The sequence below is a fragment of the Desulforegula conservatrix Mb1Pa genome (genome assembly GCF_000426225.1).
In the GTDB taxonomy this organism is placed as follows: domain Bacteria; phylum Desulfobacterota; class Desulfobacteria; order Desulfobacterales; family Desulforegulaceae; genus Desulforegula; species Desulforegula conservatrix.
In genome coordinates this window covers 14,481-31,124 of the sequence record NZ_AUEY01000005.1, presented here as the reverse complement: position 1 = coordinate 31,124, position 16,644 = coordinate 14,481, and the positions used below count along the sequence as shown (strand labels likewise).

Sequence of the window (16,644 nt, the reverse complement as noted above, 5' to 3'; positions counted from 1 at the left end):
TGATGAACTCACAAAAAGTCCCAAAAGGCATCGACGTCATGCCGGACTTGATCCGGGATCCAGTAACTTCAGTAACTTCTGGGTTTCGGGCTGCGCCGGAATAACGATAATAGGACTTTTTGCGACATTGTCAATTATTCATCGTTCATCTTGTACTGACCTTTAAGGGCGTAAACTTCTTTTTCCCAGATGCGGTTGAATCTTTCAGGATTCGGAACCGGAGCCTTGATCATTCCAAGGGCCATTTCCTTCTGCTTGTCAGAATTGCTTGGCTTGGTATGAATATCAATGGCAAATTTCGAGAAATCCCTGATCATTACATCAAAAATCTGATCTACAAGGTCATCTTCAACTTCCATGAGAGGCTTGTTTTCAAGGATAAGCTGGCCATAAGCAACGAGGGTAAAGCAATCACCAAGCGAGAGTAGATAGTCGATGTCTTTTGCCTGATTCTTGTCAGGAGTCGCTTTCACAAGGAAAGCCTTGAAAGCCTCGATCTGCTGCTTGAAAACATTGACATTCGGAAGATTTACGCTGTTGTAGGCTATGCTGTAATCATGGAACTGAACCGAACTCAGGCCCTTTGTGGCGCCCTGATTGAAAAGGAAATCGTCGTTTCCTGTATCCATTCTCTTTGGAAGCGCAGGAAATTCCTTTGCGTTGAAGAAGTAGTTGTTCATGAACTTGATGATGAGAGCCATGTTAACATGGACTGTTCCTTCAAGCTTTGGAAGCATTCTGATTTCATGTGCGGCAACTTCAAAGAATGGCTCTTTTTCAAAACCCTTGGCTGCAATGATGTCCCAGAGATGGTTGATTACATGCTCGCCTTCTGATGTAACCTTCATTTTAACCATTGGATTGTAAAGAAGATAGCGTCTGTCATCGGCTGAAGCGCTTCTCATATAGTCAATGGCGCGCTCGGAGAAGATCTTCATGGCGCAGAGACGAGAATAGGCATCGACAAAGAGTCTTCTTACATGGGGAAAATCGGTTACCCATTTACCGTAGACATTTCTGTTTGCGGCATGGTCAATCGCTTCATAGAATGCATGTGTACACATTCCGATTGCGCCCCATCCGAGGTTGAATTTGCAGAAGTTGATGGTGTTGAGCATATTGTCCCATGCCTTGTCACCCTTTTCCATTATGTCAGCTTCTGTGATCGGATAGTCGTGAAGAGCATATTCAGAAACATAATTCTGCTCGTTTACAGTATTTTTGATGAGCTCATAGTTTGGATGCTTTGAATCTACGTTGAACCACACATATTCGCCGGTGTCAGCCATCTTTGCAAATGTAGAGACAAGAGCTGCCTCGTTGCCGTTTCCGATGTAGTATTTGTCGCCGTTAGCCTTGTATGTTCCGTCAGCCTGGGGATAGAGCATCATGTCTGTTGAATATATATCTGCGCCGTGTTCCTTTTCTGAAAGACCAAAAGCGAAAACACGGCCTTCCTGAAGAAGCCTTACAGTCTTTTGTTTTACTTCCTCGTTTGACCCAAGCCAGACAGGCCCGAGGCCGAGCATTGAAACCTGAAATGTGTACCAGTAGGTGATTCCGTAAAAGCCTGTGATTTCCGCGAAAGCCGAGTTTCTGTACGAATCCCATCTTGAATCTTCAGGGCCATAACCCTTTGGGGTCATGAGTGTGGCAAAAGCCTGATTTTCCTTCATGAATTCCACAAAGTCGAAATTCCATTTCTTCTCATGCCAATCCTTCTTGATTGACTTGAGACCTTTGGCTTCAAGGAAATCTATGGTCTTCTGCATGAGGTTCTTTGTTTTTTCGTCCGAATATTTTCTATTGTGGAGTTTTGGATTGAAAAGGATCATTTTTTTCCTCCGTTGGGGTTTGATTTTGGCGTAAAAAGCCTATTTTTTCATCGAATTACAAAATCAATTACACACAATCTAATTGCGTGCAAGTAAAAATTCAGTGATTTGGAACAAACACAACAAAAGCTTGATCAAATTTATAAATGGAAAAACATGAGCTTTTGCTTCTATGAAATTATGGGCTAAAAAAGCATTTAAGACTCAGCAACTAAGACTTAAACAAGTGTAAAAACAAATTTTGAAATAATAAGGGTGATTGAGGAAACTTAAAACATAGGTTCAGGATACGTTCTTCATACAGCATTTCTTGTATTTTCTGCCGCTTCCGCATGGACAGGAGCTGTTTCTTTCAACTCCTGAGACAGGGAGTTTAGTTTTTTTTCTGACAAGATACAGACTTACAAAAAAAACTGCAAGTGAAGTAATATGCCTTCCGCCTTTTATAATCAAATGACCAGCAAACCCTGTTTCTGCGGAATAATGATCCGTAGAAATGGCTTTTCCAGAAACAAGGGCATTATAATATCCTTCAATCCTACCGCTGAGAGTAAAAGCTGCGTCGAATGAAGTCAGAAAAACAAGCACAGGAATTAAAATCAGAAAAAGACGGATTCTTGTCTTTGGCAAAAGACCAGGCCATACTGATAAAAGAGAAAAGACCAGTAAAAAATGAATGCCGATTATTTCGGATCTCAATGATTCCTTAAGTGAAAAAGATTCGTAGCGCTTCCCTTTGGAAGAAATGGAAACCATCCGGTTTACATTCACTTCAAAAGTGATCCGGTCAGGATTTTTTTCGTAATAGCAGTTCCGGACATCATAATCCATTGATACTCTTTCAGTGGCAAACTCAAAGAAAGGCAACATCAACCTTGAAAGAAAGGGCGTAGAGAAATAAAGAATAATGGAGATCAAAAAATAACTCAGAACAAATAATCCGAAAATCCTTAAAAGCTTGCCCTGCGCCAGCTCATTAATTCTCATCATCAACCCGTGATACCATATTTTCGGAAGTCGACCATGAAGCCCACAAAAAGAAAAAAGCTACGCCTACTATGACTGCGAGGGTCTGGCCAGCGTAAACGTGCAGAAAATCAAAGAAGTCCGGAGCAAAGGCATTGGAATAGAAAAGAAACAGGATTCTTAAAATATTAAACGCATAAAGAAACAGACTGCCTAAAATGATCCCCGCAATTTTTTTCAGGATATTTGACCTGAAAGCAATAATCGCTGAAACAACCAAAAGGATTGCATCAAGGCCATTGCAGGCAGAATCCACCGAAAGGCTGAAATTTGAAGACACGATGTTTATTCCATTCTGGGAAACAGGAACAGAAGAAGTAAGTATAGAAATAATATGACATATGGGCTTTACGTGAAGAGCCTCTGCTATGTACGGCTCAATCTTTTTTGCAGAGATAAAGATAGTAAGCTGAAGAACAGCAAAAGCTGCAAAAAAAAGAATAACGAATCTGACACTTTCTAGTTTTTGTTTAGACTTCATTGGAATCCAGAACTTGCTAAGAATACTGCATACCTGATCTAATCAGACATAACATCAACCCATTATTGGGGCAATTTGCATGGCCATCCGTAGGGCTTGTTTTTACGCCAAAAGCTCAAAAACTTGGGCTAAAAACTTATACAAACAGTCCGATAAAAAAGCCACATACTTTATCCAATGTTTATTCTTTGAACTATAATTACTGATATATTTCTTTTTTCCTGTAAGGATTGTCGCGACCTGCGTAAAGCACCGAATTCATCCTTCCTATGCGGACTCCCTTGTAATAGAATTTAAGGATAGATTGATAAGAATAGCCCATTTCAGCCATCTGTTTTGCGCCATTCTGGCTGAGGCCGACTCCGTGGCCATATCCTTTTCCTGAGAAAAGGAATCCGCCGCCGTATTCTTTTACTTCATATTTGGCACTCTTCATTTCCTTTGGATCAAGAATCTGCCTGAGTCTGTTTCCAGGCACAAGGGAATCGCCCACAGCAACCTGCATAACCCTGCCAGATGCAGTTTTTTCCGAAATTTTAACCTCGTCTTCTGAACCAGCTTTTATCCCTGCGCTGCGGAGCCTGCTGAAAAACTTGTCGGCAGGAACAAAATACTCCCATTTAAAAGGGCCTCCTGCCGAAGTAAAGCGATCGTTTACGCTTCTTAAATATGGGTAATCCTTTTTCCATACATCTCCGGGGCTGTCCGTATAACCTCCGCTGTCAGCATGAAAAAGAGCTTCTGCCGGACGTCCGCCATAAAGAATAATCTGACCCTTTGTGGCATAAATGGCAAGGGTGGCCTGGGGTTTTTCGGAATCCATACCTCCATAGACCTGATCAGTCTCTGTATCTTCAAGATCCCAGAGCCTGTCATCGCCGTTATCCTGCAAGTGAAATACAGCATAGGATCTTGAAGCCACAGCCTGGGCCTTTAAGGCTTCCTCTCCCCAGCTTGAAGGCATTTCAGCAGGCACGACCCCAAGAAGATAAGCTTCCATGGGAAGACTGTTTACAACCGTAAGGGTATTGCCTTCGGCGTACAAGGTCAGATACCCCCTGTATGGCTTGCCATCGATCTTTATGCCCGATGTTGAGGGCTTTATCTGACAAATTTTTTCACCGAGAGTTCTGTCTTCAGATACTATTTTATCATCCTTGGCATCTATAATGATCTTGCCGCTTACCCTTGTGACGCCGACTGTGTCTTCGCCTCCTGAAACAAGAATACCGGCGCTTGTCTCCACAGTAATGCTTCCGGAAACTCTTTTAAGGAGAATTCTCACATTCTGGGCATTGACAACAGACGGGACATCACTGTCAACAGATGATGACTCAGGAGTATTTTTTTCGATTACAACTGATTTTGGAGACCACGGCCTTGAAGCTGCGGCATTAGGGTTCCCGGAAGAGGCGTTGTTCATAAGTGCCGGATTCAGCGAAAGATCAACAGGCCGTGAGCCTTTGAAGGAATTTGTCTTGTATTTCTTGTCCCATTCAGGTTTTTCCATGAGGAAAGGCTCTGCATTTCTGAGTCTTCCAGGAAGTCCGGCATATGGCGAAACAGGACTTCTTGCATACCCGGAAGTATATGCGTCCCTAAGCTTTTCAGGTGAAAGTGACGAGGTTGAAAAATTAGCCTTGTTTTGATTGGCCCTTGGAGAAACATTGCCTGGTGATGGCTGACGAACAGCGGATAATCCCTGACTCATGGAGTTTCTCATGCTGCTTCCCCTCGTATAAGGGACACCTGAACGGCCCTTCACAGGAAACAGGGAGTCTCCTCCTGATGCAGGCACTATCCGAGCCGGAGCATTAGTCTTCACATTCCCGCTGGAGACGGCAGGGGCTTCATCTGGCGAAGAATCTTCGCTTTCAAGAGAAAAAACAGGGACGCAAAGAAGCACTGTCAAAAAAAACGCAGCGATCAAAATTTTTAAATATCTTTGCATATCCATCTTTTCTCTGTGAATTGCTTAAAAACCACTGTATTTGCAGGCACAGACAAAATAGCCCAATGAACAACTCCCATCTGTTCCAGAGATAAATCCCGCAGTTAATGATTACAAAAGCAATAACCATTCCTTATATATGCATATGGAGAGGCAAAAATGTCATCTTTTCGGATTCAAACAAATTTTCACCTTTAAAATCAACTATCTATCAAAAAGCATGAACCATCTCTCCAAGCCTTTTTTCAAGCCTGGCCACACTCTTCTTTAAATTATCAGAAGCTGGCAGGGTATCGGACAACTGCGTTATTATCTTTCTTCTTAGTGCAGCCTCAATACTTGGTCTGAAATTAAGATCAAAAAACCAGCTCAGCAAAAACAATTTGTAATCATTAACATTTTCAACCTCTGAAAGAGGTATTGGCGTTCCAGTGTCAAGATACTCAAGAAGCTTTAGCGATACATTATCGCCAAGGGGAAGATTCTGGGTGACGGGATCCTGACGCCCGGTACTGGCTTTTTTGACATGAGCAATCATAACCCGCCAGATATCGAGCTTGTCAGCGTCCCTAAGTAGCATGGAAAGAAATCTGGTATCAGGATCACTAATATCAGGCAGTTTTATAATATTATGATTCCCTATGGCTATTCTGATTTTATGAGCCTTTGCATCAGGCATTCCAGAAAAAAGATCAAACCTGTCTATCTCTGTCAAACCAAGAAGAGCGTGATTCTCGGATTTTGAATCTTTAAATGTCTTGTAAACAGCATACTGCCTGAAACGTCCTATGTCATGGAAAAGTCCGACAATTCGGGCTATTTCGAGTTTTTCAGGATCAAGACCAAGGATTTTCCCAAGATGAAGAATCTGATTTGCAACCCTGATGGAATGAATTACTTTCAGCTTTATTGCATTCGAATCCAAAGGATCTTCTGTATCAAACATCCGCAAGTATTCATCAAATCTTTTTTTTAAATCAAAGAATAGTTCCAAAATTAGAAAGCCCCGGATTTAATCAGATTAAATAGGATTTGTTGAATTCCATTTTCAAATCAAAGATGAAATCAAGGCGGCAAGGAGGAAGCGACGCAAACGTACGTTGTTTGTACGTTGAGGAGCTGACGACGATGCCAACGTAGATAGCGCTTTGATTTGGAATTGGGATCAGTTATTAAAAAAAGATGCAGATCCCCTGAGAATTTCCTCGGAAACAACATCAGGAAGCTTCTCTCCGCATTCGATTATAAAATCGGCATATTTCATATATAAAGGATGCCTCTCAGCATAAAGATCTTGGATGCTTTTACCGTGGGGACAGACAACGCCCCTTATTCCTGGATCGCCCATTCTTTTCAAAAGCCTGTCAAGATCCTGCTTCAGATAAACTGCAATTGACCTGCCCCGTTTAAGGAAGTCCATCGCCTTTTCACTGTAGACCATGCTTCCGCCGGTGGCAATGACCATGGTTTTTCCGTTAATGCTAAGGGCTGCCTGTTCCTCTGTTTCAAGAAAACCTTCTATGCCTGATTCCGCAAGAATATCACTGAGCATTTTCCCTGTTCTGGTCTGAATGAGGATGTCGGTATCAACAAAACCATATCCGGCTTTTTTGGCAAGCAGAATCCCGGACGTACTTTTTCCTGCAGCTGGCATGCCGATCAGGACTATATTTATGGCTGTATCATCCGACATTTGATCTCCCTGATTCCCTATAAATTATACAGATAAAGTGGCTATGCTCAGCTGAATGTCGGATTACGAGCAAAGGGCGCTCTAATTCGACCCACGAATCTAAACATCCATAAAGCTTTGAAAATATTATTATTTTTACACCCAGACAAAAACCATAAAGGGGTACCTCTAAAAATAGTCTTTTTGCGCGTTAGCAGCGTCAGCGTCGTACTCGAATCCTCATTTATACCGCATAAACTCCGGTTCTCCGTGCGCCGCTTCCTTGCTTCCACATCAAAAATTCTAATTTTTAGAGGCACCCTAAAGTTTTTGCGGAGCTTTTTCCAAAAAGCGACCCGCCGGAGGCCTTTATTAACTGGAAATCAGGTAGGCCGCATAAAAGAATCCATCAATTACCGCAGATTTCCCCAAGCACGGCCCTGATCAATGAATCCATTTCGTCCCTGATTTCTGGCCGTCTATGACTATGACTATGAATCTGACTCTGTCTCTGGCCTGATCCGAAAGAAGCAAAAAATGCTGCGGCTGTTTTTTTCCTTTTGGAATCCCAGTTTCTTGAAAGAAAGCTTTTTTCAGAAAACTCATCAATTACAGCTGAAACCACAGGATTATATCTAAGGCCGTGGGGTCTTCTTATCATGTGCGAGAAATACATCATAACTCTGTCCATGAGCACATACATTAACTGGACATTTCTGCACGGCCCTGCCTTGACTTTATATCCTCCAAGGGGCATTCCTGCAGCTTTTGCGGTGACCATATCCTCGCCCTTGAGCCATGCTCCGGCAGCTCCGGCGATAGCGCCGATTGCCGTAAAAGCGCCCATTGTAAGTCCGTGAGCAGCAATATCCACAACAGCGCCGACAGAAGCTCCGGCAGCTCCGCCAGCAGCTGCGAGCTGTCCAGGGTTCAGACCAAGCACTTTCCAAGTTGATTTTGAAAACAGATCTTCTGAATTTATTTCAGGAGAACCAGAAATTTCCACATCAAAAACCCTGTGCCTGAATAATGAGCGTATGGAGGAAAGGGTCTTTTTTTCAATCTCGGATACTTTTTTCCTGTAAGAATCAACCAGTTTTTTTTTCGATGATTCCAGGGATGACGAACCTGAAACCATTTCCTCGACAAAATATCCGAGGCATGTTTCAAGCATTTCAATAATCAGCATGGAAGCTTCTGAAATTCTTCTGTCCCAATCCATTTTGAGGCTCTTTATCGCTTCAGCAAGATCATCGCTCCAAGCCTGATCCATGAGCCTCAGGGATTCAAGCAGATCAAGGCGTTCAACCCATAGAGCCTTGTGCGCGTTGAATATTCTGACTGAATTGAAATTCCTCATGAATTCATTTTTCCAATCCTGAACAAAATCGCTGCCATCTTCCTTGCTGTTCAGAACAGCCATTCTTGGCCTACCTGTCAGGCGGAGAATTTCCATCTCGAATTTGTCCTGACGCCTCAGGGGCTTGGAGCAATCCGCCACATAAATGATGCCTGAACTTTTGGAGATTGATTCAAAAATCTCCATCTCATCAGTAAAATCTTTATTTCCTGAAAACTCTTTAATAAAATCAGCCACTGGATCTGATGAAAGACCTTCCCTCGCCTTTATCCATTCAAGAACTGCTCCGGGTCTCTGAAAACCAGGGGTATCTATGAATCTTAAAATTTCTTTTCCATCAAGCCTGAAGGGAAAAACCTGCTTTATCCTGGTTTCTCCGGGATATGGACTGATCCGGACAGAATCATCTTCTGCAAGTGTTGACACTACGGACGATTTGCCTTCATTGGGGTGGCCTACAATGGCAAAGCAGAGAGAGCAATCTTTAAGCATCATATTTCCCGAATTCGGTTAGTAAAATATAAGGATCCGCAAGCTTTCCAATGAATGCATTCCATATGATCCTGTCTGTGTCTGTTGGTCTGGTAAAATAGGAGGAACTGTTTGGTTTGCCTGTAAGGATTATGTTCATAATCTTCTCCCTGCCTGCTACAGCCCTTGTCATATTTACAAAATCCATTGTTTCAATAATGGGCGGCTGCCACGCTTCCATTATAAGACTTACGGAAAAAGAGCTTAGCTGTGAAATAATTTCTTCAAGCTGCCCAAGAGCCTTTTTCTCTGAATCAGGTTCAGGATCATAGGTTATTACTCTGGAAACCTTATGGCCCGTGACCCTTGAAATCTCATTAATAATATTTTCCTCGCTGCCAAGATCCATGAAATCACCTGAAACCATTGCCACACTGATGTTTGCTAAAGAATTGCAAGCAGGAGTTGAAAGGGAATCTGATTCAGATACAGGCTCGATAACAGGCTTTTGGACAATTTCATGAGCAATTTGATGAACGGGCTCATTTTTTTCCTCAATAATTCTGTCAAAAGCCGTGGGTTCATCATCCTCAAAAGACTTTTCAACAGCCCTTGTGTCAAATATAGGAGAGCGCATCCTAAAGACAAGATGGGCGCAGTCAGCATGACTGAAAACAAGAGTATCCGGTTTTTTATTTGCTATCCACAATCCTGAAAGCAGAAGAAAAAGCCTCGGAATAACAGCATAAAAAATAATGCAAAGACAAAGAAAAGGCCACCATGATGCAAGATCAGGAGTTGAAAGGCTCAGGATTCCGTCTTTGAGAATTATCCTTGATCCTTCAACACTCGCCAGGTCAGGAAAGCCTGATCCTTCATGAAAAAGCCATTTCCAGGGGATCGCTAAAAAGGAAGCCACAGCGTGAATCTTTTCAGGTGCTGTGACGAGTGTAGATTGCCAGCCAAAAGCTAAATCAGTAAAGGCTATTTTTATAAATGTCACAAGTAATGAGGCAATGCCAGCGCCAAGCCCGAAAACCTGGGCAAGAACCAAAATAGGCCAAAAAAAAGTAGAAGAATAGACTTTTAAGAGTTTAATTATCCATGAATCAAACGAGTCTCCACCATTTTTTCTAAAATTGTTTCCCTGCCCAAGGGTCAGCCAGGAAATGGCCCGGGAAATGAATAAATAAAGCAATGGATAGCATTTCCGGTTTTCTTCCGCAGAAAACAGACTAAAAAAAAATCTCAGACCAAGAATAAAAAGAAAAATCCAGTGTGGCAGAACAGTAATGGCCAGAAAAATAGCGACATTTACAGGCGCTTCACCTTTATAATAAAGCACCGCTGACACAGCTGAGGCCCCTGCAACAAATCCTGCCAGAGCCATGACAGCCAAAAAATACTTCCATATTATCAGCAAGGCTGTGCCTGGGGTTTTCCTGAATCCATAAGATGCGGTTATTGCCCTTGCCCATTCAAGAACAAGAGAGCTGTCAGAAGATAAGTCATCCACAAGCCCCTTGCTCTTAAGCCCGATAAAAATCCCTCTGTCTCTTTTTTCTTTATCTTCAGGCCCAAGGTCAGAATTTCTGGAATCCAGAAAAAAAGCGTACTCAAGATCTATTATATCTTTATATGTCCAGCCATTATTCATTCGTTATCCAAAAGTATTGTTTCAAATTTTCTGAAAAACATCTCATCTCGATGATATATGAATTTTTTATATCAGTTCTGCATAAATGCTACAGGCAATTTTTTCCCCGAGACATCTGAATTTTACTGAAACCGGCAGTTTATGTTCGCTCCAAATAAAAGTCTCAACATACAACCAACTGATTTAAAACCAAATATGCGACAAGACAAACATTGGCATACTGGTTGCTGTATACCTTGCAGAATCTTCAGATATTGCCAGGGAGGCAACTATGAACCAGTCAATAGATATTTCGGATTTCAGTCAGATATTAGCGTCTCTCAAAGGGAGCAGTGCCGCCCAGAAGACAGGTGGAAAAGCAACCACCAGGGATGAATTCAGTTCAATCCTCAAAGGTCTTGCGAATGGTAAGGACGTGAGGACAAAAGCCGGTCTTGCCCTTGCCAATAAAACTGGGAACGATATTGAAGAGAACATTGAGGCAAGCGGCAAACAGATAATTGAAAGCCTCAAAAAAGCCCTTATCGGAAAAGGCATTACAAATTTTGAGGAGAGCAAGATTGACCTGGAAGCGCTTTCAAAAATTGAAAAACTTCTGCTTAAATCAGGCGCTGATCCTGACAAAGTTTCAACCATAATTTCCTCTCTCAAGGCAAAAATGACAAACGGCACAATTTCCCTGAAGGAAGTTTTTGCCGAGCTGAACACAATGGAAGACAGCGACTATTTCAAGGATGAATTCTTTCTTGAAGTCTCGGCCCAGCCATACCTCCAGACTCTTCTGACCCACATGGGGCTGGATGCTGAAACTGTCAAGAATATGCTTGAAGACGCAACTGATGGAGAAAAAGGCATAAATCTCGGCAAGCTTGTTAAAGCGCTTAAATCAATGGAAAATTCAAAAATAAACAGCGCTGCGCTTTTTTCGGATGACTCCCAGGGGGCTGTTAATGCATCCGACATACTTGACCAGATAGGCATAGAAATTGATAGCAATGACAGGAACGGCAAGATGAGCCTTGGAAGACTCATTGCAATTCTTGAAAACAATGCTTCTGACTCAACAGCTACTACCGTAAATTCAGCAATAATGAAAGACGCATTTTCAAAGGCCGTAGATGCGGTAAAAGTAAATCTTTCATCTTCTGACCCGGCAGGATCTTCAAGGGCAATGCTTGCAAGAATGCAGATCAAGGAAGAGGATAAAACAACAGAGGATGCCCAGAAGTCCAAAACCGATAAAACAACAACCCTAAAAAGCTCTAAGCAGTCACATGAAAATCAGGCAAACCAGCCACAGACAGACAAGACAGCAAATGTCGTGAAGGCTGAAATTGCCGTTGAAAAAACCATGGGCTCGGAAAAAAATGACCATATTGCCTCAAAGTCAGAAGACAGTCTTGATTTTGCCGCAAGAATTTTTGACATGATTTCAGGCAAAGAGCTGACTTCTTCCGAAACATTATCGGGTGAGCAGAGCCAAAAACCTCTTCCAGCGTACGTAGCCAATCAGGCTGCCAAAGGCATTCTGAAAGCTATAAACGCAAATGAAAAAGAAATAGTTCTTCAGATAAAGCCGGCTGAATTGGGACGCATGCAGATAAGAATTGAAAATTCTGAAGCAGGGGTGAAAGTTCAGATCATTGCGGAAAAGAGCATGGCTTCCGAAGTGCTAAATGCGAACAAAAACGATCTCACGGCATTCCTTGCTGAAAGCGGCATAAAGATTGACAAGGTCGATATCCAGCTTGCCTTCAATTTTGACCAAACAATGGCGTCGTTAAAAGATCAATCGCATCAGGAATCAGGAAGACGGAAAAACAAAAAAAGTGAGGATGGCGGCCAGGACGGAACCGGGACACAAACATCAGATGATGATGAAAATATGACAATCGATGACAGGGTAAGTCTCACCGCCTGATAATGTTTTTAGGAGGCCAATATGACAACGACATCAAGCAGCAGTGCAATAAATAATATTTCATCCCAGTACACGGCAAGAAAGACCGATGAAGATCCCTTGGGAAAAGAGGCTTTCCTTACCATGCTGATCGCCCAGCTTAAAAACCAGGATCCCCTGAATCCAATGGACGGAACCGATTTTACGGCCCAGCTTGCCCAGTTCACCCAGCTTGAAAAAACCATGAATATGGATTCTACGCTGACGAAAATGCTGGAATCAATGAATGGCACAGATAGCAAAGACTATGTTGGATATATAGGAAAAACAATAACCGGCAACCTTAATACAATGTCCGTGAGTGACGGAGAAGCAACAACAGGATATTTTTCCATGGCTCAGGCAGGCGAGGCCGTCGTAGCTGTTTATGACTCAAGTGGAACCGAGATTAAAAGAATTTATCTCGGCCAGCAGAATGCAGGAACAAACAGCTTTAGCTGGGACGGAAAAGACACGGACGATAAAATCGTCGCTGACGGCAATTACAGCTATGATGTCTTTGTACTTGGAGATAACGGCTACTCAAAGCTTGACACCTCTGTAAAGGGACAGGTCACAGGCGTAACCTACAAAAACGGTAAGCAGTATATGGAGGTTGTTCCGACAGGAAGCACAAAGACCGTCCTTTTGGATCCATCAACAATAGGTTCTGTTGGAACCTCCGATACCACCACGAACACGTCTACATCCGATTACGTCAACCACATAGGAAAAACAGTTACTGGACAGACAGGCGAGGTGCTTGTCTCGAGCGGAGTGGCTACAGAAGGATATTTCACGCTTAAAAACAGTGAGTCAGAAGTTCTTGTTTCCATCCAAGATCCAAGCGGCAAGGAAATAAGAAGAATAAATCTCGGAAGCCTCGGCAGCGGCGTTCATGAAATCGGATGGGATGTCAAGGATTCAGACGGCAACACAGCCGCAAACGGAAGTTACGATTTCAAGATCCTTGTCAAGGATTCCACAGGATATTCAAGCATAGATCCGGTGCTTACGGGCGAGGTGACAGGCGTAACCTACGAGGACGGATATCCGTATCTTCAGGTCTCAACAGGTTCGGGTTCTGTGCTTATGAATCCTGGAGCAGTAAGACAAATTAAAGAATCATAGACTATCTGTAAAAAATAGGTTTGCAGGTGAGTTCAGTATAAACAGGGAGGTGTTTCATGTCTCTTACAAGTTCATTATTCACAGGAACAAGCGGCATGACCAACATGGGTAACGCCATGCAGGTCATTGGCGATAACGTGGCCAACGTCAATACAGTGGGTTTTAAAGGCAACAGGTACACTTTTGCCGATCTCCTGAGCCAGTCAGTTTCAACCCAGTCAGGAAGCGCCCAGGTTGGACGAGGCATGGCGCTTGGAAGCGTTGACTCATCCTTTGACCAGGGATCATTCGAATCAACAGGAAACACCACAGACCTCTCCATCGGCGGCGACGGTTTTTTTGTACTCAGACAGTCAGGCACGGAAAGGGAATACTATACAAGGGCAGGCAATTTCAATTTTGACAAAGCAGGATATCTTGTAAATCCTGAAGGCTATATTGTACAGGGATGGAAGCTCGACTCAGATACAGGTGAAGATATTGGAGCGGTGACAGACGTTCTTCTTGAATCCTTTACTTCTCCTCCGAAGGAAACAGATCATATAAGGGTGGTGACCAATCTAAACGCTGACAAGACAAGCAAAACTGCGGTAATGTCAAATGTGTGGGATGCGACAGAAGACACCCAGATCACATCGTCCAACTACGAATACCAGACTGTTGTCAAGGTATATGACTCCCTGGGCAGCACCCATGATGTAACCGTATACTATGACAAGAAAGACGGCGCAAAATGGGAATACATGATTGCATGCAATCCTGCCGAAGACCAGAGAAGTCTTGTGCAGGGCACCACCGCTGCAGGAATACTTGCAAGGGGTGTGATAACCTTCAGTGACAGCAGCGGTACTGTTTCCAATCTTACAATGGAAAGAATGACAGGACTTATAGGAAATATCCAGACAGGCGGTTCCCTTGTTAAAGAAAAAACACATTTCACAATAAACAACTACGATGTCTTTAATCAGGATTATTATGACATAGGGCTTGAATTCGACGGTACAAACTGGAGATTCAACAATGCTTTCGGCAGACTTGATCCTCCTTACGACAATGCCGTATTAACCGGGGATGCCAACAGCGTAAGCATAAATTTTGACAATGATGTCGCAGGCGTGAACGACCTTACGATAAACTTCGATGAGCCTGTGCAGCCGTTTGACTCTGTCACCTTTAATCTTAATGATCCCAACAGGCTGCAAGTACAGGGAGTTAACAACACCCTGTACACTGGCGACACCGCCAATGACAACACCACACTGTTCATTCACAACCCTGAAGTGCTAACAGACAACGCACCTAACAACACCATAGTGTGGAATGCGGCCGGAACGACTCCATTCTGGTCATGGGGCAACATCCACTCCATGGCCAACTTCACAGGATCAGTGACTGCGGCCAATACCACTTTCGCAGTATCGGACACCAGCGCCCTCGTTAATACTACAGCGCCATTCACACTGCAATATGACGGAACAGGCACTGCAACGAGCTGGTCAATAGCGGCTCCTGCGATACCGCCGCCATACACGGCTGCAACGGTTACGGGCGACAACAATTCTGTAACTGTTGCCCTGACAAACGCGACAGGTGGAACGACAAATCTGACATATACTTTTGCCACACCGCTTGGCACCGCCGGCGCAGGGGACGTTGGGTCATTCGATGTAAGTACGTTTAAGGAAGTAAGGCCAATGGGATATGTTCCTGATTCCCTTTCCCATTCATCAATGGCAAATATCGCGACCACAGATTTCACATATGCTGTGACAAATCCCCAGGCTCTCGTTAATGCAGGTCCCTTCGGATTACAGTACAACGGAACTGGAGGAGCTGGTTCGTGGTCATTTGCAGCAGCTTCAGATCCAAGCGCCGTAGGTTCAGCATACGCTGGCGCGGGAACAACCATAGCAGGCGATGAGAACTCCATGACCCTGACTCTTACCAATGCGGCGACAGGCGGGGTTTCAACAATAGTATATACTTTCAACCCTCCGCTCGGGACAGGCGGAGCAGGTGACGCCGCTGCCATGAATTTTTCTACCACAGTATATACACCTGACGCATACGCGAATGCCTCCATCTCAGGCGACAGGGACAAGGTATTTCTAGACATGAACAACGACGGGACCAATGATATTGAATTCCGTTTCGAGGATCCTCTTACAACAGGCGGAGGAGCCACAAACAGCACAATAAAATTCGATCTTGAAGGAAGCACCGCATGGGAAGCCCAGAAAACAAACGACAACGGGTATTACGAATTCCTTACTGATTTTCTTGGAGGTGCGGCCGGGGCGACAGACAACCTGATCGAATTTGACATAGGGACAAAGGACGACGGAACAGGCCGTTTTGTTAATGAGTCACTGTCCACGACCCAGTATGCAAGATCGTCCACTACAACATTCCAGAATGCAAACGGGTACGGAGCAGGAGACCTTCAGGGCGTTGACGTGGCAAGCGACGGGGTCATGACCGGTATATATTCAAACGGCGAACTAATTCCACTTTACAGGGTTGCACTTGCAAAATTTCTAAACAACCAGGGTCTTTTCAAGGAAGGCGGCAATCTCTACAGGGAAACAAGGGACAGCGGAAGCCCAATAACAAACAAACCTGGCACCAACGGGCTCGGAGCGCTATCACCAAACTCCCTTGAAATGTCCAACGTTGACATGGCAACGGAATTTGTAAAAATGATCGTTACCCAGAGAGGCTTCCAGGCCAACTCCAAAATAGTAACAACAGTTGATACCCTTCTTGGTGAAGTTATCAACATGAAGAGATAATCTCGTTTATCCGGTTTCCCCGTAAGCTGAATCGCCTGTGGAAACCGGATATTTTTTTCATTGGCTAAGGTTTCCTGCCCCACACCTATTCCGTTGGCATGATTCTCCCGTTATGTTATAGACTGAAAACAGCATCCATATTTTATATGCGGGAACTCAATACTGACAAGGCCGCAAATAGTTTGATTACCGTCATTCCGGTGCAGGCCGGAATCCAGAATAATCTGAAAATACTGGATGCCGGATCAAGTCCGGCATGACGCAGACTCCTTATTTTGACTTTTTGCGAGTCCATCAATACTCTTCCGGGCTGTTCCGGAAATTTCTCA

11 protein-coding genes are annotated in these 16,644 nt (G+C 43.7%); 3 read left to right on the top strand and 8 right to left on the bottom strand.

What is annotated here, in order from left to right; all coding sequences use genetic code 11:
• Positions 1–134: 134 nt before the first annotated feature.
• The 8 genes from K245_RS0103550 to K245_RS0103515 form a co-directional block, all read right to left on the bottom strand.
• Positions 135–1,835, bottom strand: a complete 1,701-nt coding sequence (locus tag K245_RS0103550; RefSeq protein WP_027358198.1) for an acyl-CoA dehydrogenase family protein — start codon at positions 1,833–1,835, stop codon at positions 135–137.
• A gap of 282 nt (positions 1,836–2,117) precedes the next feature.
• The gene (locus K245_RS0103545) at positions 2,118–2,825 is read right to left on the bottom strand and encodes an SEC-C metal-binding domain-containing protein (protein ID WP_084156112.1); all 708 of its coding nucleotides are present in this window, start codon (positions 2,823–2,825) and stop codon (positions 2,118–2,120) included.
• Positions 2,812–3,342 carry an archaeosortase/exosortase family protein gene (locus K245_RS0103540; RefSeq protein ID WP_027358196.1) on the bottom strand — a complete coding sequence of 177 codons (531 nt, stop codon included), beginning with the start codon at positions 3,340–3,342 and terminating at the stop codon, positions 2,812–2,814. Before K245_RS0103540 ends, K245_RS0103545 begins: the two co-directional genes overlap by 14 nt.
• A gap of 199 nt (positions 3,343–3,541) precedes the next feature.
• Positions 3,542–5,299, bottom strand: a complete 1,758-nt coding sequence (locus tag K245_RS26285; protein ID WP_051283837.1) for a SpoIID/LytB domain-containing protein — start codon at positions 5,297–5,299, stop codon at positions 3,542–3,544.
• Between the two features lie 205 nt (positions 5,300–5,504).
• A complete protein-coding gene (locus K245_RS0103530; RefSeq protein ID WP_156906686.1) occupies positions 5,505–6,239 on the bottom strand; it encodes an HD domain-containing protein in 735 nt (244 codons plus the stop codon).
• 219 nt (positions 6,240–6,458) lie between these two features.
• Positions 6,459–6,986 (bottom strand): shikimate kinase, encoded by a 528-nt coding sequence (locus K245_RS0103525; protein WP_027358194.1) that lies wholly within the window; start codon positions 6,984–6,986, stop codon positions 6,459–6,461.
• A gap of 388 nt (positions 6,987–7,374) precedes the next feature.
• Positions 7,375–8,820: a GTPase/DUF3482 domain-containing protein gene (locus K245_RS22925; RefSeq protein ID WP_084156111.1), complete on the bottom strand. Its 1,446-nt coding sequence runs from the start codon at positions 8,818–8,820 to the stop codon at positions 7,375–7,377.
• Complete coding sequence (locus tag K245_RS0103515; protein ID WP_027358193.1) at positions 8,810–10,453, bottom strand: DUF2868 domain-containing protein; 1,644 nt, start codon at positions 10,451–10,453, stop codon at positions 8,810–8,812. The genes K245_RS22925 and K245_RS0103515 overlap by 11 nt, the downstream gene beginning before the upstream one ends.
• A 271-nt stretch (positions 10,454–10,724) precedes the next feature.
• On the opposite strand from K245_RS0103515, the gene K245_RS0103510 reads away from it, so the two are divergent.
• Genes K245_RS0103510 through K245_RS0103500 form a run of 3 tightly spaced genes read left to right on the top strand, consistent with a single transcriptional unit; the run spans position 10,725 to position 16,315 of the window.
• Positions 10,725–12,374: a flagellar hook-length control protein FliK gene (locus tag K245_RS0103510; protein ID WP_027358192.1), complete on the top strand. Its 1,650-nt coding sequence runs from the start codon at positions 10,725–10,727 to the stop codon at positions 12,372–12,374.
• Positions 12,375–12,395: 21 nt separating this feature from the next.
• Positions 12,396–13,523, top strand: coding sequence for a FlgD immunoglobulin-like domain containing protein (locus K245_RS0103505; RefSeq protein WP_027358191.1), 1,128 nt, complete (start codon positions 12,396–12,398; stop codon positions 13,521–13,523).
• Positions 13,524–13,579: 56 nt separating this feature from the next.
• On the top strand, positions 13,580–16,315 hold the full coding sequence (locus tag K245_RS0103500; protein WP_027358190.1) for a flagellar hook-basal body complex protein: 2,736 nt from the start codon (positions 13,580–13,582) through the stop codon (positions 16,313–16,315).
• Positions 16,316–16,644: the final 329 nt, after the last annotated feature.

Coding starts and splice junctions, on each gene's coding strand:
- K245_RS22925 (WP_084156111.1), bottom strand. CDS start 8,820: ATGATGCTTAAAGATTGCTCTCTCTGCTTTGCCATTGTAGGCCACCCC.
- K245_RS0103525 (WP_027358194.1), bottom strand. CDS start 6,986: ATGTCGGATGATACAGCCATAAATATAGTCCTGATCGGCATGCCAGCT.
- K245_RS0103510 (WP_027358192.1), top strand. CDS start 10,725: ATGAACCAGTCAATAGATATTTCGGATTTCAGTCAGATATTAGCGTCT.
- K245_RS0103540 (WP_027358196.1), bottom strand. CDS start 3,342: ATGAAGTCTAAACAAAAACTAGAAAGTGTCAGATTCGTTATTCTTTTT.
- K245_RS0103505 (WP_027358191.1), top strand. CDS start 12,396: ATGACAACGACATCAAGCAGCAGTGCAATAAATAATATTTCATCCCAG.
- K245_RS0103500 (WP_027358190.1), top strand. CDS start 13,580: ATGTCTCTTACAAGTTCATTATTCACAGGAACAAGCGGCATGACCAAC.
- K245_RS26285 (WP_051283837.1), bottom strand. CDS start 5,299: ATGGATATGCAAAGATATTTAAAAATTTTGATCGCTGCGTTTTTTTTG.
- K245_RS0103545 (WP_084156112.1), bottom strand. CDS start 2,825: ATGATGAGAATTAATGAGCTGGCGCAGGGCAAGCTTTTAAGGATTTTC.
- K245_RS0103550 (WP_027358198.1), bottom strand. CDS start 1,835: ATGATCCTTTTCAATCCAAAACTCCACAATAGAAAATATTCGGACGAA.
- K245_RS0103530 (WP_156906686.1), bottom strand. CDS start 6,239: ATGTTTGATACAGAAGATCCTTTGGATTCGAATGCAATAAAGCTGAAA.
- K245_RS0103515 (WP_027358193.1), bottom strand. CDS start 10,453: ATGAATAATGGCTGGACATATAAAGATATAATAGATCTTGAGTACGCT.